At 72.3% G+C, this 22,010-nt stretch carries 21 protein-coding genes and 2 pseudogenes; 15 read left to right on the forward strand and 8 right to left on the reverse strand.

Annotated elements, in window-relative coordinates:
* The first annotated feature begins 52 nt into the window (after window positions 1-52).
* Together AC5P1C_RS18625 and AC5P1C_RS18630 are read left to right on the forward strand one after the other, a co-directional pair.
* Window positions 53-1,126: an enoyl-CoA hydratase/isomerase family protein gene (locus AC5P1C_RS18625; protein WP_493866973.1), complete on the forward strand. Its 1,074-nt coding sequence runs from the start codon at window positions 53-55 to the stop codon at window positions 1,124-1,126.
* Window positions 1,123-1,677, forward strand: coding sequence for a GNAT family N-acetyltransferase (locus AC5P1C_RS18630; protein WP_493866974.1), 555 nt, complete (start codon window positions 1,123-1,125; stop codon window positions 1,675-1,677). The genes AC5P1C_RS18625 and AC5P1C_RS18630 overlap by 4 nt, the downstream gene beginning before the upstream one ends.
* Here AC5P1C_RS18630 and AC5P1C_RS18635 read toward each other — a convergent pair.
* The 3 genes from AC5P1C_RS18635 to AC5P1C_RS18645 form a co-directional block, all read right to left on the reverse strand.
* On the reverse strand, window positions 1,655-2,110 hold the full coding sequence (locus AC5P1C_RS18635) for a hypothetical protein (RefSeq protein WP_493866975.1): 456 nt from the start codon (window positions 2,108-2,110) through the stop codon (window positions 1,655-1,657). The genes AC5P1C_RS18630 and AC5P1C_RS18635 overlap by 23 nt on opposite strands.
* Window positions 2,111-2,219: 109 nt before the next feature.
* Window positions 2,220-2,957: an ABC transporter permease gene (locus tag AC5P1C_RS18640; RefSeq protein WP_493866976.1), complete on the reverse strand. Its 738-nt coding sequence runs from the start codon at window positions 2,955-2,957 to the stop codon at window positions 2,220-2,222.
* Between the two features lie 2 nt (window positions 2,958-2,959).
* Window positions 2,960-3,892: an ATP-binding cassette domain-containing protein gene (locus AC5P1C_RS18645; RefSeq protein WP_493866977.1), complete on the reverse strand. Its 933-nt coding sequence runs from the start codon at window positions 3,890-3,892 to the stop codon at window positions 2,960-2,962.
* Window positions 3,893-4,000: 108 nt separating this feature from the next.
* Between AC5P1C_RS18645 and AC5P1C_RS18650 the strand changes: the two genes are divergently transcribed.
* From AC5P1C_RS18650 to AC5P1C_RS18660, 3 genes are all read left to right on the forward strand, one after another.
* Window positions 4,001-5,218: a sensor histidine kinase gene (locus tag AC5P1C_RS18650; protein WP_493866978.1), complete on the forward strand. Its 1,218-nt coding sequence runs from the start codon at window positions 4,001-4,003 to the stop codon at window positions 5,216-5,218.
* Window positions 5,219-5,232: 14 nt separating this feature from the next.
* Window positions 5,233-5,895: a response regulator transcription factor gene (locus tag AC5P1C_RS18655; RefSeq protein WP_493866979.1), complete on the forward strand. Its 663-nt coding sequence runs from the start codon at window positions 5,233-5,235 to the stop codon at window positions 5,893-5,895.
* Window positions 5,896-6,001: 106 nt separating this feature from the next.
* Window positions 6,002-7,159, forward strand: a complete 1,158-nt coding sequence (locus AC5P1C_RS18660; protein ID WP_493866980.1) for an ROK family transcriptional regulator — start codon at window positions 6,002-6,004, stop codon at window positions 7,157-7,159.
* Window positions 7,160-7,188: 29 nt separating this feature from the next.
* On the opposite strand, the gene AC5P1C_RS18665 is transcribed toward AC5P1C_RS18660, so the two are convergent.
* A complete protein-coding gene (locus AC5P1C_RS18665; RefSeq protein WP_493866981.1) occupies window positions 7,189-7,950 on the reverse strand; it encodes a GntR family transcriptional regulator in 762 nt (253 codons plus the stop codon).
* A gap of 271 nt (window positions 7,951-8,221) precedes the next feature.
* Window positions 8,222-9,112, reverse strand: coding sequence for an RNA polymerase sigma factor SigJ (sigJ, locus tag AC5P1C_RS18670; RefSeq protein ID WP_493866982.1), 891 nt, complete (start codon window positions 9,110-9,112; stop codon window positions 8,222-8,224).
* A 179-nt stretch (window positions 9,113-9,291) separates the two neighbouring features.
* Here sigJ and AC5P1C_RS18675 point away from each other — a divergent pair, with 179 nt between their 5' ends.
* Window positions 9,292-10,137, forward strand: coding sequence for an alpha/beta fold hydrolase (locus AC5P1C_RS18675; RefSeq protein WP_493866983.1), 846 nt, complete (start codon window positions 9,292-9,294; stop codon window positions 10,135-10,137).
* A 72-nt stretch (window positions 10,138-10,209) separates the two neighbouring features.
* Here the strand turns inward: AC5P1C_RS18675 and AC5P1C_RS18680 are convergent.
* Window positions 10,210-10,998, reverse strand: a pseudogene (locus AC5P1C_RS18680) (DMT family transporter); the annotation flags it as partial.
* 132 nt (window positions 10,999-11,130) lie between these two features.
* Here AC5P1C_RS18680 and pdxR point away from each other — a divergent pair.
* The 6 genes from pdxR to AC5P1C_RS18710 all read left to right on the forward strand — a co-directional run bounded on the left by pdxR (window position 11,131) and on the right by AC5P1C_RS18710 (window position 16,262).
* Window positions 11,131-12,543, forward strand: coding sequence for a MocR-like pyridoxine biosynthesis transcription factor PdxR (pdxR, locus tag AC5P1C_RS18685; protein ID WP_493866984.1), 1,413 nt, complete (start codon window positions 11,131-11,133; stop codon window positions 12,541-12,543).
* 162 nt (window positions 12,544-12,705) lie between these two features.
* A complete protein-coding gene (locus AC5P1C_RS18690) occupies window positions 12,706-13,005 on the forward strand; it encodes a hypothetical protein (RefSeq protein WP_493866985.1) in 300 nt (99 codons plus the stop codon).
* Window positions 13,006-13,110: 105 nt separating this feature from the next.
* A complete protein-coding gene (locus AC5P1C_RS18695) occupies window positions 13,111-14,817 on the forward strand; it encodes a S8 family peptidase (RefSeq protein ID WP_493866986.1) in 1,707 nt (568 codons plus the stop codon).
* Window positions 14,818-14,830: 13 nt separating this feature from the next.
* On the forward strand, window positions 14,831-15,085 hold the full coding sequence (locus tag AC5P1C_RS18700) for a hypothetical protein (protein ID WP_493866987.1): 255 nt from the start codon (window positions 14,831-14,833) through the stop codon (window positions 15,083-15,085).
* A gap of 15 nt (window positions 15,086-15,100) precedes the next feature.
* On the forward strand, window positions 15,101-15,451 hold the full coding sequence (locus AC5P1C_RS18705; RefSeq protein ID WP_493866988.1) for a hypothetical protein: 351 nt from the start codon (window positions 15,101-15,103) through the stop codon (window positions 15,449-15,451).
* A 76-nt stretch (window positions 15,452-15,527) separates the two neighbouring features.
* Entirely contained in the window at window positions 15,528-16,262 is a 735-nt protein-coding gene (locus AC5P1C_RS18710) for a 2-phosphosulfolactate phosphatase (RefSeq protein WP_493866989.1), read from the forward strand.
* Between the two features lie 43 nt (window positions 16,263-16,305).
* Here AC5P1C_RS18710 and AC5P1C_RS18715 read toward each other — a convergent pair.
* Window positions 16,306-16,710, reverse strand: a pseudogene (locus tag AC5P1C_RS18715) (VOC family protein); the annotation flags it as partial.
* Between the two features lie 253 nt (window positions 16,711-16,963).
* Between AC5P1C_RS18715 and AC5P1C_RS18720 the strand changes: the two are divergent.
* Together AC5P1C_RS18720 and AC5P1C_RS18725 are read left to right on the forward strand one after the other, a co-directional pair.
* Entirely contained in the window at window positions 16,964-18,547 is a 1,584-nt protein-coding gene (locus AC5P1C_RS18720) for an alkaline phosphatase D family protein (protein ID WP_493866990.1), read from the forward strand.
* A gap of 153 nt (window positions 18,548-18,700) precedes the next feature.
* On the forward strand, window positions 18,701-20,194 hold the full coding sequence (locus AC5P1C_RS18725; RefSeq protein ID WP_493866991.1) for a GNAT family N-acetyltransferase: 1,494 nt from the start codon (window positions 18,701-18,703) through the stop codon (window positions 20,192-20,194).
* Here AC5P1C_RS18725 and AC5P1C_RS18730 read toward each other — a convergent pair.
* Window positions 20,118-21,419 carry a trans-sulfuration enzyme family protein gene (locus AC5P1C_RS18730; protein WP_493866992.1) on the reverse strand — a complete coding sequence of 434 codons (1,302 nt, stop codon included), beginning with the start codon at window positions 21,417-21,419 and terminating at the stop codon, window positions 20,118-20,120. The genes AC5P1C_RS18725 and AC5P1C_RS18730 overlap by 77 nt on opposite strands.
* Before the next feature lie 60 nt (window positions 21,420-21,479).
* Between AC5P1C_RS18730 and AC5P1C_RS18735 the strand changes: the two genes are divergently transcribed.
* Window positions 21,480-21,992: an Lrp/AsnC family transcriptional regulator gene (locus tag AC5P1C_RS18735; RefSeq protein WP_493866993.1), complete on the forward strand. Its 513-nt coding sequence runs from the start codon at window positions 21,480-21,482 to the stop codon at window positions 21,990-21,992.
* Window positions 21,993-22,010: the final 18 nt, after the last annotated feature.

A 22,010-nucleotide genomic window follows, 5' to 3' on the forward strand; every position in this document is an offset into this window, starting at 1 on the left:
CGGGTGGGTGGGCGGAAACGACCGCCCCGAAGCGGCGGTCTAGATTGATCCAATGAGCACAGCAGACACCGATGAACCCCCCGTCCTCCTCCACGTCGAGGGCCGCACAGGACACATCACACTCAACCGTCCCCAGGCCATCAACGCCCTGAACCAGACCATGGTCCGCTTGATGGACGAGGCCCTCTCCGCCTGGGAGAAGGCGGGCGACATCACCACGGTCCTCCTCACCGGAAAGGGCGCCCGCGGCCTCTGCGCGGGCGGCGACATCCGCTCCATCCACGACGACGTCCGCGCCGGAGGCGGCGCCGCCTCCGTGGCCTTCTGGCGTGACGAGTACCGCCTCAACGCCCGCATCGCGCGCTTCCCGAAGCCGTACGTCGCGCTCATGGACGGCATCGTGATGGGCGGCGGAGTCGGCATCTCGGCGCACGGCAGCGTGCGGATCGTCACCGAGCGTTCCCGGATCGCCATGCCGGAGACCGGGATCGGCTTCGTGCCGGACGTCGGCGGCACGTATCTGCTGACGCGGGCGCCCGGCGAACTGGGCACCCATCTCGCCCTGACCGGCGCGGCGGTGGGTGCGGGCGACGCGCTGCTGTGCGGCCTCGCCGACCACTACGTACCGTCGGAGCGGCTGCCGGAGTTCACGGCCGCGCTGGCCGACGCGGACGCGGGTGAGGTGGTCGCCGAGTACGCCGCCGCCGCGCCCGAAGGCGAACTCGCCGCCCAGCGCGAGTGGATCGACGCCTGCTACTCCGCCGACTCCGTGGAGGAAATCGCCGACCGGCTGTACAACTCCGGTGACCGGGCGGCCAAGGAGACGGCCGAGACCATCCTCGGCAAGTCGCCGACCTCCCTGAAGGTCACCCTCGCCGCCCTGCACCGGGCCCGCTCCCTCGCATCCCTTGAGCAGGTGCTCGACCAGGAGTACCGCGTATCGGCCACCGCGATCACCGCACCCGACCTGGTCGAGGGGATCCGCGCGCAGGTCGTCGACAAGGACCGGAATCCGCACTGGTCCCCCGCCGAGCTCACGGGTGTGACCGACGCGGACGTGGCGCGTCACTTCGCGCCGCGCGGCGACGACGAGCTCGGCCTCGCCCCCGAAGCGGCCCCGCGATGAACCCGATCGAGACGCCCCGCCTCGTCCTGCGGCGCTGGCGCGAGGCTGACGTCGCCCCCATGACCGCCATCAACTCCGACCCCGAGGTGATGCGGTGGATCCGCGACGGCTCCGTCCACGACGGGCAGGAGCAGACCCGGTCCACGATCGCGCGGTGGGAACGCGAGTGGGAGACGGAGGGCTTCGGTCTCTTCGCCGTGGAGGTCCGCGCCACCGGTGAACTCGCCGGGTTCACCGGGCTCTCCGTGCCGCACTTCCTGCCCGAGGTGCTGCCGGCGGTGGAGATCGGCTGGCGTCTGGGGCGCTCCTTCTGGGGGCAGGGCCTTGCCACCGAGGCGGCACGCGCCGCCCTCGACTTCGCTTTCGCCGACCGCGGTCTGGAGCGGGTGATCAGCATCGCCCAGGTGGGCAACGACGCATCGGAACGGATCATGGACAAGCTCGGCATGCGCGTCGAGCGAAGCACCGTCCATCCTCACTACGGCCGCGCGATCCGCGTCCATGTCCTCGACGCGCGCGACGCGCCCGCTAGGGAGGATCGATCTCCGTGACGACGGCGAGCAGCTGGAACGGCAGCTCCCTGTCCCACTGGGAGACGCCGAGAGCTATCCACCGCCCGTCCGCCCGCCACAGATGCAGGTCCGGCACCGAGCAGGCGAGCGTGCCCCACGGCTGCGGTATGTCCTCGCCCTCTTCGTCGTAGCTCTCACCCTGCGCGCGCTCGAAGACGCTCGCCAGGCTGAATACCTGGGGCGCCCCCCAGCGCTCGGCGAGGAGGACCGTGAGGCCGTCGCGCTCGGCCTCGTACTGATCCGCGGTCGCCTCCCACTCCGTGCCGTCGTCCTCCCAGAAGTCGCCGCTCGTCAGTAACTCGGCGATGTGATAACCCGGACCGCCGACGCCGGACGGTGACCTGCCGCGCTCCGCGGGGAACTCCCGTGAGCGCAGCAGGTCGATCGCGGCGAGATGCTCTGCGGTACTCATGACACCCAGTAAACCGGCCGCCACTGACAACTGGCCCGCCGTCACTCCCCCGGCGTCACCATCAAGACACGCGCCTCAGCACCCCTCACGCGTCGCGCCGCCGCACCCCTCACGCGTCGCGCCGCCGCACCGCCCACCAGCCCGCGAGCAGCGCTGCCGCCGCCCACGCGGCCGTGACGGCAAGTCCCGCCCAGGGGCCGAGCGTTCCCGTCGGGTTCTCGTGGAGCACCTGTTGCCCCGCTTTGTCCGGCAGGAATCCCGCGACACCGCTCGCGACGTCCCCGATCACGAAGGGCACGATGAGCGTGAACGGGATGAGGATGCTCAGGACGGCGATCCCGCTGCGCAGCAGCATCGTCAGTCCGGCGGCGAACAGCGCCATGAGCGCGAGGTAGATGCCTCCGCCGACGCACGCCCGGACGGCGCCCTGATGGCCGAGACCGATGGCGTACTCCCCCATGAAGGCCTGACCGGCCAGGAAGCCGACGAAGCTGGTGAGGAGCCCCACGCCGAGGGCCAGGGCGCCCACCACCGCGACCTTGGCCGCGTAGAAGAGGCCTCTGCGGGGCACCGCGGAGAGCGAGATCCGCAGGGCGCCGTTCAGGTATTCGCAGGACATGGCCGTCGTACCGAAGCTGATGGCGGCGATCTGGCCGAAGTTGAGTGCGTAGAAGGCGCTGAAGAGGGGTTCGTAGCCGGCGTTGTCCGCCTCCGCCGTGCCGACCGCGGCGAACACGAGCACGGTGATGGCGACGGTGGCCACGAAGACGGCGATCAGCGAACCGAGGCTGGCGCGCACCGACTTGATCTTGATCCACTCCGAATGGAGCACGGCGGACGTCGACATGGTCAGGCCTCCTGGCGGGGCGTCGGGGCGGTGGCGGCGAACTCGGCGTCGTCGGCGGTCAGGGCGAGGTAGGCCTGCTCCAGGGAGGCCTGCTCGTCGGAGAGTTCGAGGAGGGGGATGCCGTGACCGGCGGCGATGGATCCGATCTCCTCGGCCTGCGCGCCGTCCACCGTCCAGCGGCCGTCGTCCCCCGCGGCCATCACGTACCCCTTGTCCGTCAGGAGCCCCCGCAGCCGTTCGATGGAAGGGGTGCGCAGCCGCACCCGCGGGCTGCTGTGCGCCGCGATGAACTCCGGCATCGAGGTGTCCGCGAGCAGCTTGCCCCTGCCGAGGACCACCAGGTGGTCGGCGAACGTGGCCGTCTCGTTCATGAGGTGGCTGGAGACGAGGACAGTCCGGCCCTCACGGGCGAGGCGCCGCAGCAACTCGCGGATCCAGATGATGCCTTCGGGGTCGAGGCCGTTGGACGGCTCGTCCAGCATGACGACGCGCGGGTCGCCGAGCAGCGCCGCGGCGATGCCAAGGCGCTGGCGCATGCCCAGGGAGAACGTCTTGATCCGGCGTCCCGTGACGGCGGCGAGCCCGGCCTCTTCGAGGACCTCGTCCACGCGGCGTACGGGGATGCGGTTGCTGACGGCGAGGGCGAGGAGGTGGTTGCGTGCGGTACGTGATCCGTGCGCGGCCTGGGCGTCGAGCAGGGCTCCTACGTGGCGCAGGGGTTCGTCGATGGCCGCATAGGGTCGGCCGCCCACGGTGGCGGTCCCCGTAGTGGGCCTGTCCAGGCCGAGGACGAGGCGCATGGTGGTGGACTTGCCTGCGCCGTTGGGGCCGAGGAACCCGGTGACCTTCCCCGGTCGGACGGTGAAGGTCAGTCCGTCGACCGCACGGGTGGTGCCGTACTCCTTGGTGAGCTCTTGGACGTCGATGCTGGTCATGGCCCCAGCGTCGCGGCCGGCGGTGCGGTGGGTCTTCCCCCGCCCGGGGAGTTGCCCTCCCCCTCACGGGGGAGCCGTGCGACCGGGGTCTGCTGGCACGATGACGGGATGCCCCGCTTCCTCAGGCCGCTCACGCAGGCGGTGACCTACACCCGCTGGCTGCATCTGCTCATCGGCTCGGCCATCGCCTTCATCGGCGCGTTCATCACGCCGGGGCTCAGCGGTCCCTCGGTCGGGGGCTGGATCATGATCGCGCTCCAGCCGATCCCGCTCGTGGTGGCGGCCGCTCTGCTGGTGCCATCGCTGCGTCGGGCGGAGGGGCTCCAGGCGCGGCTGATGCTGTTCCCGGGGCGGCACGCGCGCGTGCCGGGTGACGACGAGGATCCCGGCATCTCCGTGGCTCCCTCGGCGTCGTGGCGCGACCGGTGCAGGACCGCGCTGTGGGCCGTGCTGCGCCTGGAGGCCGGTTGCGTGGCGGTCTTCGTGACGGTGCAGCTCCTGGGGATCGCGCTGGCCCTGGTGGGGTCGACGTCCGAGCCAGGCGACGCGTCCGGTCTGTTCGTGCCGCTGCCGGGCCAGAACCCGCTCAACGCGCTGTTCGTGCCCATCCCGCTCGCGGTGCTCCTGGCGGTGATGGTGGCAGCGGGCCGGCTGACGACGTGGACCGCGCGCCGGCTGCTCGGGCCCTCCCCGGTGGAGCGCCTCGCCGCTCTGGAGGAGCGCACCGAGCAGCTCCTGGAACGCACCCGCATCGCGCGCGAACTGCACGACTCCATCGGGCACGCGCTGACCGTGGCGGTCGTCCAGGCGGGCGCCGCGCGGGCAGCCGCCGACCCGGAGTTCACCGACCGCGCGCTGGACGCGATCGAGGAGACGGGCAGGGCCGCCCTCGAAGACCTGGAGCGTGTCCTACGAGTACTGCGCGAGGACGAGCGGCCCGCGAGCCGGCGGCCCACGCTCGCCGACGCCGACCGTCTCCTGGAGTCGGCCCGCGCGTCGGGAGCGAAGGTTGACACCGAGGTGACGGGCCCTCTGGAGAGCGTCCCTGGAACCGTGTCCCGCGAGGGCTACCGCATGCTCCAGGAGTCGCTCACCAACGTGCTGCGGCACTCCGGGCCGGTCCCGGTGCGGGTGCGGATAGCGGTGGGCGACGGAGTGCTCGCCATGGAGGTGCGCAACCTGCTCCCCCAGGGGACGCCGCCGACCGGACGTGGCGGCAGCGGTCTGCGCGGCATCCGGGAACGGGCCACGCTGCTCGGCGGCAGGGCCACCACGGGCCCGAGTGAGGGCCAGTGGCAGGTGCACGTCGAGTTGCCCCTCGGGTGATCTAGGCTGACCGGATGCCGGTCACTGTCCTCCTCGTCGACGACGAACCCCTCGTACGGGCCGGACTGCGCGCCGTCCTGGAGGCGCAGCCCGACATCGAGGTGGTCGGCGAGGCGGCGGACGGCGCCGCGGTGATTCCACTTGTGCGCCGGCTGCGTCCCGACGTGGTCGCCATGGATGTCCGCATGCCGCTGCTCGACGGCATCGAGGCCACGCGCGCGGTGCTGCGCACCGTGCAGGACCCGCCGAAGATCCTCGTGGTGACGACCTTCGAGAACGACGAGTACGTGTACGAGGCGCTGCGCGCGGGTGCCGACGGTTTCCTGCTCAAGCGCGCCCGGCCCGCGGAGATCGTGAACGCGGTCCGTCTCGTCGCCGAGGGCGAGTCGTTGCTGTTCCCCGCGGCGGTGCGGCAACTGGCGGGCGAGTACGGGCGGCGGCCCGGCAACGCGGAGGCCAGGGCCGCCCTGGACCGGGCGGCGCTCACCGAGCGCGAGGCCGACGTACTGCGCCTCATGACGCGCGGCCTGTCGAACGCGGAGATCGCGGCCGAGCTGATCGTCGGCGCCGAGACGGTCAAGTCCCATGTGAGTTCCGTGCTCGCGAAACTGGGGGCGCGCGACCGGACGCAGGCGGTCATCGCCGCGTACGAATCCGGTTTCGTCGCGCCGGGGTGAGCACGGCCGACCGGCACTGTCCGTCACAGATGGGCCCGGCACTCGCAGCGGTCGGCCCCTGCGAGTACGATCCGCCCATCATGCGCACGAGCTGGGAGGACGGACGTTGGGGCGGCTGACCGGCGGGGACCCCTCTCTGCTGCGGCGGATCAACTCCGCGGTGGTGCTGCACGCGCTGCGTGCGGCGGACTTCGCGACGCTCACCGAGGTCACCCGGGTGACCGGGCTCTCCCGGCCGACCGTGGAGGGCGTGGTCGAGGGGCTCATCGAGGCCGGGCTCGTGGTGGAGACCGCCGCCGAGGAAGGCGCGGCCAGACGCCAGGGACGGCCCGCCCGGAGGTTCCGCTTCCGCGCCGAGGCGGGGCATCTGCTCGGCCTGGAGATCGGCCCGCACCGCGTCGCCGCCGTCCTCTCGGACCTGGACGGCCGGGTGATGGGCACGGCGGCCAAGGACGTGGCCGAGACGGCCCCGGCGGACGAACGCATCGAGCGTCTGCGCACGGTGGTCGCCGATCTCCTGCGCCGTGGCGGGATCGCCCGCAGCTCGCTGCGCGCGGTGGGTGTCGGCAGCCCCGGCATCGTGGAGGCGGACGGAACGGTCCGCCTGGGCACGGCCCTGCCCGAGTGGACGGGCCTCCCGCTGGGCGAGCGCCTTCGCCGGTCCTTCAAGTGCCCGGTCCTGGTGGAGAACGACGCGAACACGGCGGCCGTGGCCGAGCACTGGAAGGGCGCGGCGACCGAGGTCGACGACATGGTGTTCGTCCTCGCGGGGCTCAGCCCCGGAGCCGGGGCGCTGATCGGCGGGCGGCTGCACCGCGGGTACGGCGGCGCCGCCGGAGAGATCGGCGCCCTGCATCTGCTGGGCCGTGACGTGACCCCGGAGACGCTCCTCTCGACCACGGACGAGCCGCTGCACCCGCTCGACGAGCAGGCGGTGGCGGAGGTGTTCGCCCACGCGCGGGAGGGCGACGAGCGGGCGGGGCAGGCCGTCGAGCGGTTCATCCAGCGTCTGGTGCACGACGTGGCGGCGCTGGTACTGGCCCTGGATCCGGAACTGGTCGTCGTGGGCGGCTGGGCGGCCGGTCTTGACGGTGTACTGGAGCCGCTGCGCCGCGAGTTGGCCCGCTACTGCCTGCGACCGCCCCGAGTGGCCCTGTCGGTGCTCGGCGAGGCAGCCGTCGCTACGGGCGCGCTGCGGCTGGCCCTCGACCATGTCGAGGAGCAGCTGTTCGCGGTGGAGGGGACGGTCACGGCGCGGCGCTGAGGCGCCGGGCCGTGGACGGGGAAGCGACGTCAGGAAGCCTGGCGCTCCGGGCCGTGGTGGATCTCGACGCCGCCCGCGTCACCGAACGTGAGGCGGCAGGTGTCGGCGCGGTACGTTGCCACGGACACCGCGGCGGTGCGTCCCTCGGCGAAGAAGCGGGTCGTCACGACGAGGACCGGGGCTCCGGGGAGCCGGTCGAGCGCCTTGGCGTCGTCCGCGCGGGCCGAACCGAGCTCGACGGCGCGGTCCTGCCCTTCGAGGCCGAGCCGGTGCAGCTCGCGCAGCACGCCACGCGCGCGTGACGGTCCGGACGGGGCGTCGATGGCGAAGAGCTCCGGGACGGACGACATCGATACGTACAGCAGCTCGGCGGCCACCGGCTGGCCGTGCGAGACGCGCGTACGACGCACCACGTGCACCTGCTCATCGGGGTGAGCCGCCAGCATGCGGGCCACCTCGGCGGGCGGGACCGCCGGTGCGCAGTCAGCGGGCTGCCAGGCGTCGCCGACCTCGCCCGGCCAGGTGCCCTGTGCGGATCCGACGGCCACACCCATCCGCGGCGGGGCGACGGTCGTGCCGACCCCGCGGCGGCGCTGCAGCCTGCCCTCCAGCTCCAGCTGTTCGAGTGCCTGGCGGAGCGTGGCGCGTGCCACGCCGAACCTGGCCGCGAGATCACGCTCGTTGGGCAGGATCTCGCCGACGGCGAATTCTGAGTCGAGTGCCTCGCTGAGCACGGTCTTGAGGTGCCAGTACTTCGGCTCCGGCGCCGTTTCCAGCTGCGTGGTCCCCACCCTGTCCTCCGCAATCGCCGTGTGCCGGCGGCTTTTTAGCGCCCTTGTTTATTAAAGGTTCCTGCACTATCTCTGCGACGATAGAGCGGCACCCACCCTTGGTCAAGACCAATCCTCGATCCGTTACAGCCCGCACAGGGGCGACGCCACAGAGCATTCACGCGATGTTGGCGTCCGGCCACGCGCGCGTAGCGAACACGACAAAACCCCCGCCCCAAGTGGACGGGGGTTTGCCGTCTGGCGCTACGGAGCCGATCCGGCCAGGCCTCGGCTAGAAGGGGAGGCCGAGCAGCTTGTCCGGGTTGCGCATGATGTAGACGTGCGCGATCTGCCCGTCGGTGACGTCGAGTTGGATGACGCTGTCCGGTTTGCCGTCGACCAGGATGAGCAGGGACGCGGCGCCGTTGATCTCGATGAGCCTGAACTCCGGCTCCCCTGCCCCCTGCACGCCCTTGCGGGCCGCGCCGCCGAGGAAACGGCCCACCTTGTCGGCCGTCTCGATGACGCGCAGCGGCGCCTTGGCCTTCCCGCCGCTGTCGCCGACGAGACGTACGTCCGGAGCGAGCAGGGACATCAGGCCGGTCAAGTCGCCGCTGGTCGCCGCGGCGAGGAACCGCTCGGTCAGGTCACGGCGCTCGCCCGGGTCCACCTCATAGCGTGGCCTGCCCTCGTCGACGTGCTTGCGGGCCCGCGCCCCGAGCTGCCGCACGGCCGACTCCCCGCGGTCCAGCGTGACGGCGATCTCCGAGAACGGGAACCCGAAGGCCTCCCGCAGCACGAACACGGCGCGCTCCAGGGGCGAGAGGGACTCCAGGACGACCAGGACCGCGATGGACACGGAGTCGGCGAGCACGGCCTGTTCGGCGGTGTCGGGGACGACCGGTCCGTAGTCGGTGACCAGCGGTTCGGGGAGCCACGGGCCCACATAGGACTCGCGCCGCGACTGCACGTGGCGCAGCCTGTCGATGGCGAGCCGGGTGGTGACGCGCACCAAGTAGGCGCGCGGTTCGCGCACATGCGCCTGGTCGGCCGTGGACCAGCGCAGCCAGGCGTCCTGCACGATGTCCTCCGCGTCGGCCACCCGGCCGAGCATGCGGTAGGCCACACCCATCAGGACGGGCCGGTGCTCTTCGAAGACGTCGGTCGCGGTATCGGTTGCCACACGTCCATCCCAGCCGACGGAGCACCCGCTGTCCAGGCGATAGGGGTGCGGCGCGCCCCACACTGGCGCGACTGCCCGGCCCACCCCCTTGAACTGGAGGCTACTGAGCGGTAATTGTTGCTGACACGGTGTCTAAGGTGTCTGAGGACCGCCGCACGGCGGCGGGGACAGGAGCAGCAATGGCCGCAGAGGTGTCCTTCAGCGTCGAATCGTCCGACGGCCCGCGGACGCTGTCCGTCGTGTACGAACGCGCGGGCGAGGGCGAGCCGCTGCTCCTGCTGCACGGCATCGGCCACCACCGCCAGGCGTGGGACCCGGTGTTCGAGATCCTGGCCGCCGAGTACGACGTGATCGCCGTCGACCTGCCGGGCTTCGGGGAGTCCCCCGCGCTCCCCGACGGGCTTCCGTACGACATATCGACGGTGGTGTCCGTGCTCGGCGGGCTGTGCGAGGCGCTGGAGATCGAGCGGCCGCACGTGGCGGGCAACTCGCTGGGCGGTCTGCTCGCCCTGGAGCTCGGCCGGGAGAAGCTCGTGCGCTCGGTCACCGCGCTGTCCCCCGCCGGCTTCTGGACGCCCGGCGAGCGGCGGTACGCGTTCAACACCCTGCTCGCGATGCGGCACGGGGCGCGGCTCCTTCCGTTGCCGCTGATCGAGCGGCTCTCGCGGACCGCCGCCGGGCGAGCGGCGCTGACCAGCACCATCTACGCCCGCCCGGGGCGCCGTTCACCCGAGGCCGTCGTCGCCGAGACGCTGGCGCTGCGCGCGGCCAAGGGGTTCGAGCAGACCCTCGCCGCCGGACGCGACGTGCTCTTCGGCAACGACGTGCCCGGGGTCGCGGTCACCGTCGCGTGGGGCACGCGCGACCGTATCCTGCTGCGCCGCCAGGGCGTCCGCGCCAAGCGCGCCGTCCCCGAGGCCCGTCTGGTGCGGCTTCCCGGCTGCGGGCACGTCCCGATGAACGACGATCCTGCGCTCGTCGCGCGCGTCGTCCTCGACACGTGCCGCCGCGTGCCGACCGCCTAGCACCCCGGAGCCCAGGGCCACCCCGGCGCCGACGAGCGCGCTCCCCACGGCCTGCGGGACGCCGTAGGTGCCGGTGCCGACCAAGGGGGCGGTGAAGGCCGCCGCGACGGGAATGAGGCCGGAGAAGAGGGTCGCACGCTCGGCGCCGATGCGCTGGATGCCCGAGTACCAGCAGACGAACCCGATGACGGTGACGATCGCCGCCTGCCACAGCAGTGCCGCCGCCTCGGTGCTGTCCGGCACCCGCAGCCAGTCCCCGCCGTCGGTCAGGACACCGATGACGGCGGACTCGGCGGCGGCGATCCCGCACACCGTGGCGGAGAGCAGCTTCGGGCCGAGCGGCCGCAGCACGGGAACGGCGAGGACCGCGAAGCCGACCTCGCCCGCCAGCGCGCCCACGGAGAAGATGATTCCGAGTTCGTCCGTGCGGCCCCACCCCTGCACGGTGAAGGCTCCGGCGGCGACGATCAACGCCCCGTAGATGACCGCCCGTTGCGGCTGCCGGCCCGCAAGGAGGGGCACGACGACCGCCACGACGACCGGAGCGCACCCTACGAAGACACCCGGTACGGCAGGTTCCGCCGTGCGTTCGGCGGCGAGGATGGCCAGGTTGAAGCCGACCATGCCCACGGCGGCGAGGACCGCGAGCCGTCCCCACTGGCGCCGCGTGAGGCGGCGCAGCGGCGCCGTGCCGCCCCGCCCGAGCAGCGGCAGGAGCAGCAGGCAGGCCAGGGCGTAGCGCAGGAACTGGCCGCCCGCGTACGGGTAGTCGCCGAGGAGGCTGTTGGCGGTGAAGGAGCCGCCGACGAGGAGGCAGGCGAGGGCCGCGAGCAAGGAGCCGCGGGTGAGGTTCGCGTTCATGCCCCTGACGTTAGGAACGGACGCGGCCCGGTTTAAGGTCCACTTCCAGGGCCTGTTCGGGGACCACTTTGGTTCGGGGGACCACTTCGCAGGCCCTCGGCCATCCGCGGTCACAGTCAGGAGGCGCAACCCGTGACATCAGGTTCGGGCCGGGCCCCCGGGTCCGCCGCCTGGGAGCTGCTGCTCCCCGCCGCGTCCGCACCCGCCCGCAGCCGTGGCCGCAGCCTCCAGTCGGCGCTGCGCGAGGCGGTCAGGTCCGGGCGGCTCGCGCCGGGGACGCGACTGCCGTCCAGTCGTGAACTCGCCGCCGACCTGGGCGTCTCACGTGGGCTCGTCACCGAGGCGTACGAGCAGTTGACGGCGGAGGGCTACCTGCGCAGCGACCGCGGCGCGGGCACCTGGGTGGGCGGCGCGGCGCGGAAGGCCGCACGCGGCGCGCGCGATCTGGCACCGCGCCCCGTCCACGCGCGCGTGGACTTCATCCCGGGGACCCCCGACCTGTCCCTGTTCCCGCGCGCCGCGTGGGCGGCCGCTCACCGCGGCGTCCTGGCCGAACTGCCCCACCACGCGCTCGGCTACCCGGACCCGCGGGGTCTGCCCCGGCTGCGTACGGCTCTCGCCGAACTGCTCGTCCGCCGCCGGGGCGTGGTCGCGGACCCCGAGGGGATCGTCGTGTGCTCCGGAGTGGCGCAGGCGATGGCGCTCGTCGGCTTCGTGCTGCATGCGCGCGGGGTGCGGACCTTCGGCGTCGAGGACCCCGGAAGCCCTCAGCACAGCGATCTCTTCGCCTCGGCGGACGTCGCCACGGTGCCGGTCCCGCTCGACGACGAGGGCGTCGTCACCGACGTACTGCGGGAACAGGGTCTGCGCGCGGTCGTCACCACGCCCGCCCATCAATTCCCGCTGGGCATCGGCTACTCGGCACGGCGGCGGGCCGAACTCCTCGACTGGGCACGGTCCGTGGACGGTCTGATCATCGAGGACGACTACGACGGGGACTTCCGCTACGACCGCGCCCCGGTGGGCGCGCTGCAAGGCCTCGACCCCGAACACGTCGCGTACACCGGCTCGGTCAGCAAGTCGCTCGCTCCTGGGCTGCGGCTGGGATGGCTGCTCGTGCCGGAGTCGATGACCGATGAGATCGTCGCCCGCAAGCGCATGATGGACCTCGGCAATCCCGTGCTCGACCAGGCGCTCCTTGCGCGCTTCGTCGAACGCGGCGACTACGACCGCCAGTTGCGCCGCTGTCAGCGCGCCTACCGGGAGCGCAGGGACGCGCTAGTCGTGGCGCTCGACGCGCACTTTCCCGGGGCGGAGGTGACCGGCATCGCCGCCGGACTGCACGTCATCGCCCGGCTGCCCGAGTGCTGGGGACCTCAGGACTCCTTCCTGCGACGGGCATCGGCGGCCGGGGTCGCGGTCCGGCCGCTGAGCGACTACGGCTCGGCGGACGGCTCCGGGGTGCATCTGGTGCTCGGCTACGCCCACCTCACGCCTGCCCAGATCGCCGAGGGGGTACGGCTCCCCGCCGAGGTGGACCGCTGAGGCGTCGGACCACTGAGGCGTCGACCACTGACGCCTCGGACCACCGACGCGGTGACGGCGCCGCGACGGTCCGGTGACGGCCCGTCATTAGGGTCGGCCGGGCCCCGTGACCGCGAGCGACCCGCTCGGGGACGGCACTTGAGGCGTCCGGAGGGCAGATCCGTGGCCGAGGCCGAAGTCATCGTCCAGCTCCGTACGCCGACGGGTCCCGCGACGGCGGGCGCCGCGGACGTCCGCGATGCCGGGGACATCCGCGATGCCGGGGACGTCCGGAGCCTTCTGGAGCGGCGGTTCGGCGTCACGGCGGAGCCCTTGCACCCCGGCGCCGGCGACCCGGCCCTCGTCGGATGGCAACGGGTCGCCGTCCCCGCCGACATGGACGCCGAGGCCGTCGCCACGGCCCTGCGCGGCCATCCGGCAGTCGAGGCCGCCTATGTGAAACCACCGGCGGACCTTCCGTAACGTGGTGAGGAGTCAGCTGTGCCACAGCGATCAGGTGCGGGGAACAGCCGGGGGAACAACCGCCCGGCTCCAGGATTCGAACCACCCTCCGGACGCCCTGAGTTGGTGTGCGTCACGCGCGCCGACGCCGGGGTACGCATCACATCGAGCGGCGCGACCGCCGTCGCGGACGTCTCCGTGAGCGGTCTCGACGCCGTGGCGGCCCTGGAGGACGTCATCATCAGGCCACTGTTCGGCGCGGACCAGGAGAGGCTGCGCGCCCTGGCGGGGGCTCCGTCGGAGGACAGCGGGGCCGACGACGTCTCGCGGGAGATCCTCGACCGCATGGGACTCTTCTTCCATGTCGACGCCCCCGAAGACCAGTTGGACGCGCTGGCCGAGCGCCTCCGCGCGTCGGACGCCGTGGAGGGCGCCTACGTCAAGCCCGGCGCCGCGCTCGCCGTCACCCGGGCCACCGCGAAGAAGAAGGGCGACGAGACCGAGCTCCCGCCGCTCAACGACATGCAGCCGACGGGCGCCGACGCGCCGCCCGTGACCCCGGACTTCACCGCACGCCAGGGCTACCTCGACGTGGCTCCCGGCGGCGTCGACGCCCGCTACGCGTGGACCCTGTCCGGTGGGCGCGGCGCGGGTGTCCGGGTGATCGACTGCGAGTGGGGCTGGCGCTTCACCCACGAGGACCTGCGGCTCAACCAGGGCGGCATCATCTCAGGCACCGGGAGCACGAGCACCGATCACGGCACCGCAGTGCTCGGCGAGATCGGCGGCGACGTCAACGCATTCGGGATCACCGGGATCGCGCCCGACGCGGTCACCAGTGCGTCCGCCTTCTCCATCCCCACGGCCACGGCGATCCGGAACGCCGCCGACCGTCTGGGCCCCGGCGACATCATCCTGCTGGAGATCCACCGCGCGGGGCCGCACGCGACCGGCGTCGGCCAGGTGGGGTACATCGCCGTCGAGTGGTGGCCCGACGACTACCTGGCCATCCGCTACGCCGTCAACAAGGGCATCACCGTCGTCGAGGCCGCGGGCAACGGCGCGGAGGATCTGGACCACGCCGACTACGACACCCCACGCGCGGGCTTCCCCTCCTGGTGGCGCAACCCCTTCCGGCGCTCCACGCTGGACGCGGGCGCCGTGATCGTCGGAGCCGGGGCACCGCCGCCCGGCACCCACGGGCGACAGCACGGCCCGGACCGGTCCCGCCTCGACTTCTCCAACTACGGCGCCTGCGTGGACGCCCAGGGCTGGGGACGCGAAGTGACCACCACGGGCTACGGCGACCTCCAGGCGGGCGACGACCAGGACTTCTGGTACACGGACCGCTTCAGCGGTACGTCCAGCGCGTCGCCGATCGTCGTGGGCGCGCTGGCGAGCACCCAGGGCGTCCTGCGCGCGAACGCCCGTATCCCGCTGTCGCCGTCGCGGGCCCGTCAACTGCTGCGCGCCACCGGCTCACCGCAGCAGGACGCGCCGGGGCGTCCGGCGACCCAGCGCATCGGCAGGCGACCCGACCTGCGCCAACTCGTCCCGGCCGCGCTGCAGACCAGCAGCTGGGTCGGCGTCCAGTTCCGGGGCGCCCTCGCCGGGCACCGCACCGGCCGCTGGTTCACCTTCAACTGGCCCGCCCACTGGCACGTGGTGTGGACGGTCGTGCCGACCAGTCCGCGCCCCGGCGCCCCGCAGGTCCGCTGGAGGGTCCGGGTCGAGCGGGCCAACGACACCTACGCGACGTACTGGATCGACGTGACGAACCTCGTGGCCGACTCGGTCGACTTCGAGGCCCGGTTCGCGGTTCTCGGATGGTGAGAGGAAAACGACGATGCGAGTAGGCACACAGTTCACCGGAACACTCAACCCCGGGCAGACCGGGCGCTGGTTCACCTTCGGCTGGCCGCAGGGCTGGCATGTCGTCTGGTACTTCATGCCGACGACACCGCAGACGGGCAGCCCCCAGATCGAGTGGGAGACCGAGGTCGAGCGGGCCTCGGCCACGGCGGTCACGTACTGGCTGACCGTGAAGAACGTCGGCAGCACCCAGATGAACTTCGAAGGCCGGTACGCGGTTCTCAACTAGGCGGGGGGAACGGCCATGAAGGTGCACATCACGATCGCCGAGGACGCGGGCGCGGCCCCGGCGGCCGGGACGGAGCGGCAGCTCTCCGTGGAGCGGGACACCACGGGCGCCGTCGACGCGGGGCCCGCCCCCGCGGCGGGGTCCGAGCAGTCCGTGACGACCGGCTACTTCACCGCTCCCGAGGCTCGATCGGCGCCTCCGGCAGGGTCCGTCGTGGACGGCGGCGAGGCCCCGGGCTGGCTCACCGAACTCGTCCGCCGCGCCGACGCGGGAGAGGTGGCCCGCCCCGGTGAGGAGTCGCAGGAGACGCCACAGTCCTCGGCCGGCGTACCGATGAACGCAGGACACGCACCGGCCGCGGGCTGAGCGGTCCGACGTCCACGTCCACGTCCCAGGGGGCCCACGGGGTTCCCTGGGACGGGCGTGGGCGATCATGACGCGCATGGACACTCGATTCGTTGGTATCGCCGAGCTGACCGAGGCTCCGTCCGTGGCGGTCGTCGTCGACGTCATGCGTGCCTTCACCGTGGCGGCCTGGGCCTTCGGCCAGGGGGCGGAGAAGATCGTTCTTGCCGAGTCGCTCGACGAGGCACTGGCGCTCAAGGCTTCCCGTCCGGAGTGGGTGGCGCTCAAGGACGGTCCGCACGCGCCAGGGTTCGACCTGGTCAACTCACCGGGCATACTGCGCTCCGCCGACCTCGACGGACGGACCGTGGTGCAGAAGACCACGGCAGGCACGGTCGGCGCCCTCGCGGTCAAGGAGGCGCCGCTGGTGCTGTGCGCCGGCTTCGTGGTGGCGGAGGCGACGGCTCGGCTCCTGCGGGCGCGCGCGAGCGACAGCGTGACGTTCGTGGTCACCGGCGAGGACGGGCAGGCCGATGAAGACCTCGCGTGCGCTCAGTACATCGCTCGACGAGCCACCGAGACCGGGGCCGCCCAGGCTGCCGGGACGGATGCCGCCGGGTACCTCCGTCGCGCCGCCGAGTCCCGCGCGGCCGTCGAACTGACACAGGGCGTACGTCAAGGAGTCCATCCCGATGACGTCGCGCTCTGTGTCGAGCTCGACCGTTTCCCCTTCGCCATGGTGGCGACCCCGGAAGACTCGCTCATGGTCCTGCGCCCGTGCGCCGTATCTTCGCCGGCCTCAGACGACGCCTCGCTCGGCCAGATCCACTAGATCCGCCGGGCCCGCTAGATCGCTGGGCCCGCTGGACCCGCTGGTTGGACCAGGCGCGCGTGCAGAGCACCAAGCGGTAGCCGTCCGGGTCCTCGACGGTGACGCCCCACTCGTTCCAGTACGGGTTGGGCGACTTGACGCGTGTTCCCCCATGCGTTTCGAGGCGGGCCACCAACTCGTCGGGGACCGGCTCGTCGAGATAGATGACGAGCAGATCCTCCTCCGTGGGGCGGGGCAGGACCGGCTCGCCCGCCTCGTGCACGAGCTCGAGATGCCAGGAGGCGTCCGGCCGGCCGACCATCAGCAGGTCGTGCTCACCGGGCGCGTCGCCGCCCGCCGAACGCCATACGACGTCCAGACCGAGGCCCGTCACCCAGAACCGCTCCGCCGCCACGAGGTCGCGGGACGGGCGAGCGACGCGGATGTGGCTCTGACCGTTGACCGGCATGGGACTCCCCCTTCGGACACCGTGCGCTCCGGTGCGCACCGCTGCCGCCGAGCGTAGACAGCAGCCGATCCTTCGGCATGGGCCGTCCGCCCTCGGTCGTACGGCCGACGCCGTGCGACTTGAGACCTCCGCCTCGCACACCGGTTCCCTTCCACCCATGGGCAGTTGTTCACTTGGGATTTGTGTGTGCGCCGCCGCGCACCACTAGTTGTGGCCCTGCACACTGGTCGGACCTGTCACTGGAGGCGCTTTCATGTCACACCCTCAGCCGAGCCCATCCCCTCGCCGCCGCAGTGTGCTGCGCGGTTCACTCGCCGTGCCGGCCGCGCTTGCCGTGCCGACGCTCGCCGGGGCCGCTCCGGCGTTCGCCCGCTCCGGGCGCCCGCGGGCCGAGTGGGGTGTGCAGGCCGGTGACGTGACGGCGCACGCGGGCCTGGTGTGGGTGCGTTCCGACCGTCCGGCCCGCATGATCGTGGAGACGTCCGCCACGGAGTCGTTCCGCAATCCCACCCGTTGGAAGGGTCCGGTGCTCGGCCCGGACACCGACTTCACCGGGACGACGCGGCTGCGCGGTCTTCCCGCGGGCGAGCAGATCCACTACCGCGTGATCCTGGCCGACCCCGACGACCCCAGACGCACCGGCGAGCCGGTCACCGGCACCTTCCGTACGACGCCCAAGGGACGCAAGGACGGTGTGCGCTTCCTGTGGTCGGGGGACATCGCGGGCCAGGGGTGGGGCATCAACCCGGACCGCGGCGGCTGGCGGATCTTCGACGAGATGCGCCACAGGGACCCGGACTTCTTCCTGTGCAGCGGCGACAACATCTACGCCGACGGGCCCATCCTGCCCAGCGTCACCCTGCCCGACGGCAGGGTGTGGCGGAACGTGACCACGGAGGAGAAGTCGAAGGTCGCCGAGTCGCTCGCGGAGTTCCGCGGCGCCTTCCGCTACAACCTCCTCGACGAGAACCTGCGGCGCTTCAACGCGCAGGTCCCCTCCATCGTCCAGTGGGACGACCACGAGGTGCGCAACAACTGGTACCCGGGGCAGATCCTGACCGACCCCCGCTACACGGAGAAGGACGTCGACGTCCTCGCCGGACGCTCGCTGCGGGCGTTCAGCGAGTACTACCCCATCTCCACGCTCCCGCCGGGCGACGAGGGCGGCCGGGTGTACCGCGTGCTGCGGCACGGACCGCTCCTCGACGTGTTCGTCCTGGACATGCGCTCCTACCGCAACGCCAACTCGCCAGGCAGGCAGCCCGACGATTCCACCGGCATCCTGGGCGCCCGGCAACTGCAGTGGCTCAAGCGGGAGTTGTCGCGCTCGCGGGCCACCTGGAAAGTCATCGCGTCCGACATGCCGCTGGGCCTCGTCGTGCCCGACGGCTCGGCGAACTTCGAGGCCGTGGCGCAGGGCGATCCCGGCGCTCCCCTCGGCCGCGAGCTGCAGATCGCCGAGTTGCTGCGGCACATCAAGCACCGCAAGGTCACCGGAACGGTGTGGCTGACCGCCGACGTGCACTACACGTCGGCGCAGCACTACGACCCCTCGCGCGCGGCGTTCAAGGACTTCGCGCCGTTCTGGGAGTTCGTCTCGGGGCCGCTGGCCGCGGGCGGCTTCCAGGCCCTCAAGCTCGACGGGACGTTCGGCGCCGAGCAGCGCTTCGTGAAGGCGCCGAACCGCGCCAACACCTCGCCGGCCGAGACCCCGCAGTACTTCGGCGAGGTCGACATCGACGGTGACAGCGGGGAGCTGACCGTGCGGCTGCGGCAGGAGGGCGGCGGCGTGCTGTTCAGCAAGGTGCTGCGGCCGGGCCGGGTGGGACAGCAGTGATTCCGCCCCCGAACGGACAACGAGGGGTCACGTCCCGACACCAAGAATGAGCAAAGTTGAACCAAACGGACAGAAGGCCTCTTAACCCATCAGTCACAAAGGGTTCGTGATCACGCAACACCCTTCCTCCACAGTGGCTGTATGAGTGCTGACATGTCTGATGTGAAGCGAACCAAACATGGCCGTCCCGTTCACCACTGGCGGCGGGATCTGGTGGAGCTCGCCGCCCTGTTCACGGCCGTGGCCGTGGCGGACGCGGTGGCGAACATGATCGGGCACGGCCCCGACGGCCCCGCCCTGCTCGTGATCTCGGCCGTGGTGCTGCTCGCCACGGTCGGGTTCCACACATGGTGGGCACGCCGCCACAACCACGCACCCCCGACGGCGGACGATACCGGCGCCCGGCCGCACACCGCCGGGCAGCGGGCGGCCGGACACCGGACCGGGCCCGTGACCTCCATGGAACAGGCCGGTGCCATCGCCACGGAGTCGTCCGCAGGGGCGACGGCACTGTGGCGGATGCGCACGACGGTGCGGGACGAGCCGGGCTCGCTCGCCGCCCTGTGCACGGCCCTCGCCCACGGCAAGGTCGACATCCTGAGTCTCCAGGCGCACCCGCTGGCCGAAGGCACCGTCGACGAGTTCCTGCTGCGCGCGCCGGCCGACCTGCCCGCGGCCGAGATCACCCGCGGCGTCTCGCACGCGGGCGGCTCGGGCACCTGGATCGAGCGTGCGGACGCCCACGACCTGGTGGACGCCCCCACCCGCATCCTCGGCCTCGCCACCCGCACCGCCCTGGACGCCGCCGAACTACCGCTCGCCCTGCGCCAGTTGCTGGGCCGCTGCACGATCCGGTCGCTGCCCGCGAAGGCGCAGGGCACGCCGTCCGGGCCACGGGCGGACAAGGCCGCGGACGGCGCGCCCGTCGAGGGGGCGCTGGAAGGCGAGGGGACGGTGCTGCGGCTGCGGGCACCGGACGGCGAAGTGATCACCGTGGAGCGGCCGTACCTGCCGTTCACGCCCACCGAGTTCGCCCGCGCGCGTGCCCTGGTCGAGCTCGACACCCGGCTCGGCCCGCGCATCCCGCGCAGCCAGGACGTACTGACGCTCGCCGAGGGCAGTTCCATCACCGTGCACCGGGCCGACACCGCCGATGTCGACGCGGCCAAGGCCATGCACGAGCGCTGCTCGCCCCGCACCCTCGGCATGCGCTACCACGGCCCCGTGCCGGACGCCGACCGCTACCTCAACCACCTGCTCAGCCCGCGGTTCGGCCGCACCCTGGCGGTGCGGACCGCGTCCGGCCGCATCGTCGGCCTCGGCCATCTGCTCTGGGACGGCGACGAGACCGAGATCGCGCTGCTCGTCGAGGACGACTGGCAGCGCCGCGGCATCGGCAGCGAACTGCTCGGCCGCCTGGTGGCGATGGCGGTCGAGGCGGGCTGCGAGAGCGTGTACGCGGTGACGCAGGCGTCCAACACGGGCATGGTCGCCGCGATGCGCGGCCTGGGGCTTCCCCTCGACTACCAGATCGAGGAGGGCACGCTGGTCATCACCGCCCGCCTGGAAGCTACGCCGGTGAGTTCGCGGCTGCCGTACGACCAGCAGGAGCGGCCGCAGGACCAGGGGCGGGCGGAGCAGCACTGACCCGGGACGCTGCGGCTGACGCGCGGGTGCCTGACGGCTGAGGGCCGAGGGCGCGGTCGAGGTCCTGCCACAGGTCCTCGACGTCCTCGAGCCCGACGGACAGACGCAACAGGCTGTCGCTCACACCGGAGTCACGCCGGTCCGCCACGTCCACCACCCGGTGGCTGATGGACGCCGGATGCTGGATGAGCGTGTCGACGCTGCCGAGACTGACCGCCGGGGTGATCAGCCGCACCCCGGCGGTCACCGCGTGCGGGTCGCCGTCGACCTCGAAGGCGACCATGGCGCCGCCGAGCCGCGGATAGTGCACGCGGCGCACGCGCGGGTCGGCGGTCAGACGGCGGGCAAGCTCCGCCGCGTTGGCGGACGCGGCACGCACCCGCACGGGCAGCGTGGCCAGGCCGCGAAGGAGCAGATATCCCGCGAGCGGATGCAGCACGCCTCCGGTGGCGAACCGGACCTGCCGCAATTGCCGCGCGAACTCCTCGTCGCAGGCGACCACTCCGCCCAGGACGTCGCCGTGCCCGCCGAGGTACTTGGTGGCGCTGTGCAGCACGAGCCGGGCCCCGCTCTCGACCGGCCGTTGCAGGACGGGCGTCGCGAAGGTGTTGTCGGCGAGCAGCGGCACCGTGCCGCAGGCGTGCGCCACCGCGCGCAGGTCGAGTTCCGCGAGGGTCGGATTGGCGGGCGACTCGACAAGGACCAGGCCCGTGTCGGGGCGGATGGCATCGGCGATCCCCGCGGGGTCGACCCAGGTCACCTCGGAGCCGAGGAGCCCCGCCGTAAGGAGGTGGTCGCTGCACCCGTACAGCGGGCGGACTGCGACGACATGGCGCAGGCCCGCCGCTCCTCGTACGAGAAGGACCGCGGTCAGCGCCGCCATGCCGCTCGCGAACGCGACGGCGCTCTCCGTGCCTTCGAGCCGGGCCAGGGCCGTCTCGAAGCGGGCCACGGTCGGGTTCGCGAGGCGGGCGTAGACGGGCGGTCCGTCGTCCAGGGCGCCGTCGGCGGCGAAGGCGTCGATGCGCGCCGCCTCGCCGCGGGTGTCGTACGACGGGTAGGTCGTGGACAGGTCGATCGGCGCGGCGTGCAGGCCGAGCCCGGCGAGGTCGTCGCGCCCGGCGTGCACGGCCTCGGTGGCGAGGGCGCGCGGCTCCGGCCGTGCTGACTCCGGGGTGGCGGCCGGGTGGCCGGATCCGGGGCGGGGTTCCGTGTTCGTCTCCATGCCGGACAGCCTGAACAACGACCGGTGCCCGACGGTTGAACCCCGTGCTACGTTCGGCGAGTGGCTGAATCTGTCGTACTGGACCCGGTGGATCTCCGCATACTGCGGCTGCTGCAGAACGATGCCCGGATCACCTACCGCGATCTCGCGGCCCAGGTCGGCGTCGCGCCGTCGACCTGTCTGGACCGGATCTCCCGGCTGCGCCGCTCCGGCGTGATCCTCGGGCACCAGCTGCGGCTCGACCCGGCGAAGCTCGGGCGCGGCCTGGAGGCGCTGCTCTCCGTGCAGGTGCGTCCGCATCGGCGGGAGCTCGTCGGCCCTTTCGTGGATCGGATCAGGGCGCTGCCCGAGTCCCGTTCGGTGTTCCATCTCGCGGGGCCCGACGACTATCTCGTGCATGTGGCGGTGGCCGACACGGCGGACCTCCAGCGGCTCGTCCTCGACGAGTTCACGGCGCGGCGCGAAGTGGCGCGCGTGGAGACACGGTTGATCTTCCAGCAGTGGGAGTGCGGGCCGCTCCTGCCGCCCGGCCCCGGGGCCGATGACCAAGGGCAGCCCTCCGGCCAATCGTGATGACGCGGGCGCGTCCCG

It is taken from the genome of Streptomyces sp. A18 (assembly GCF_059026065.1).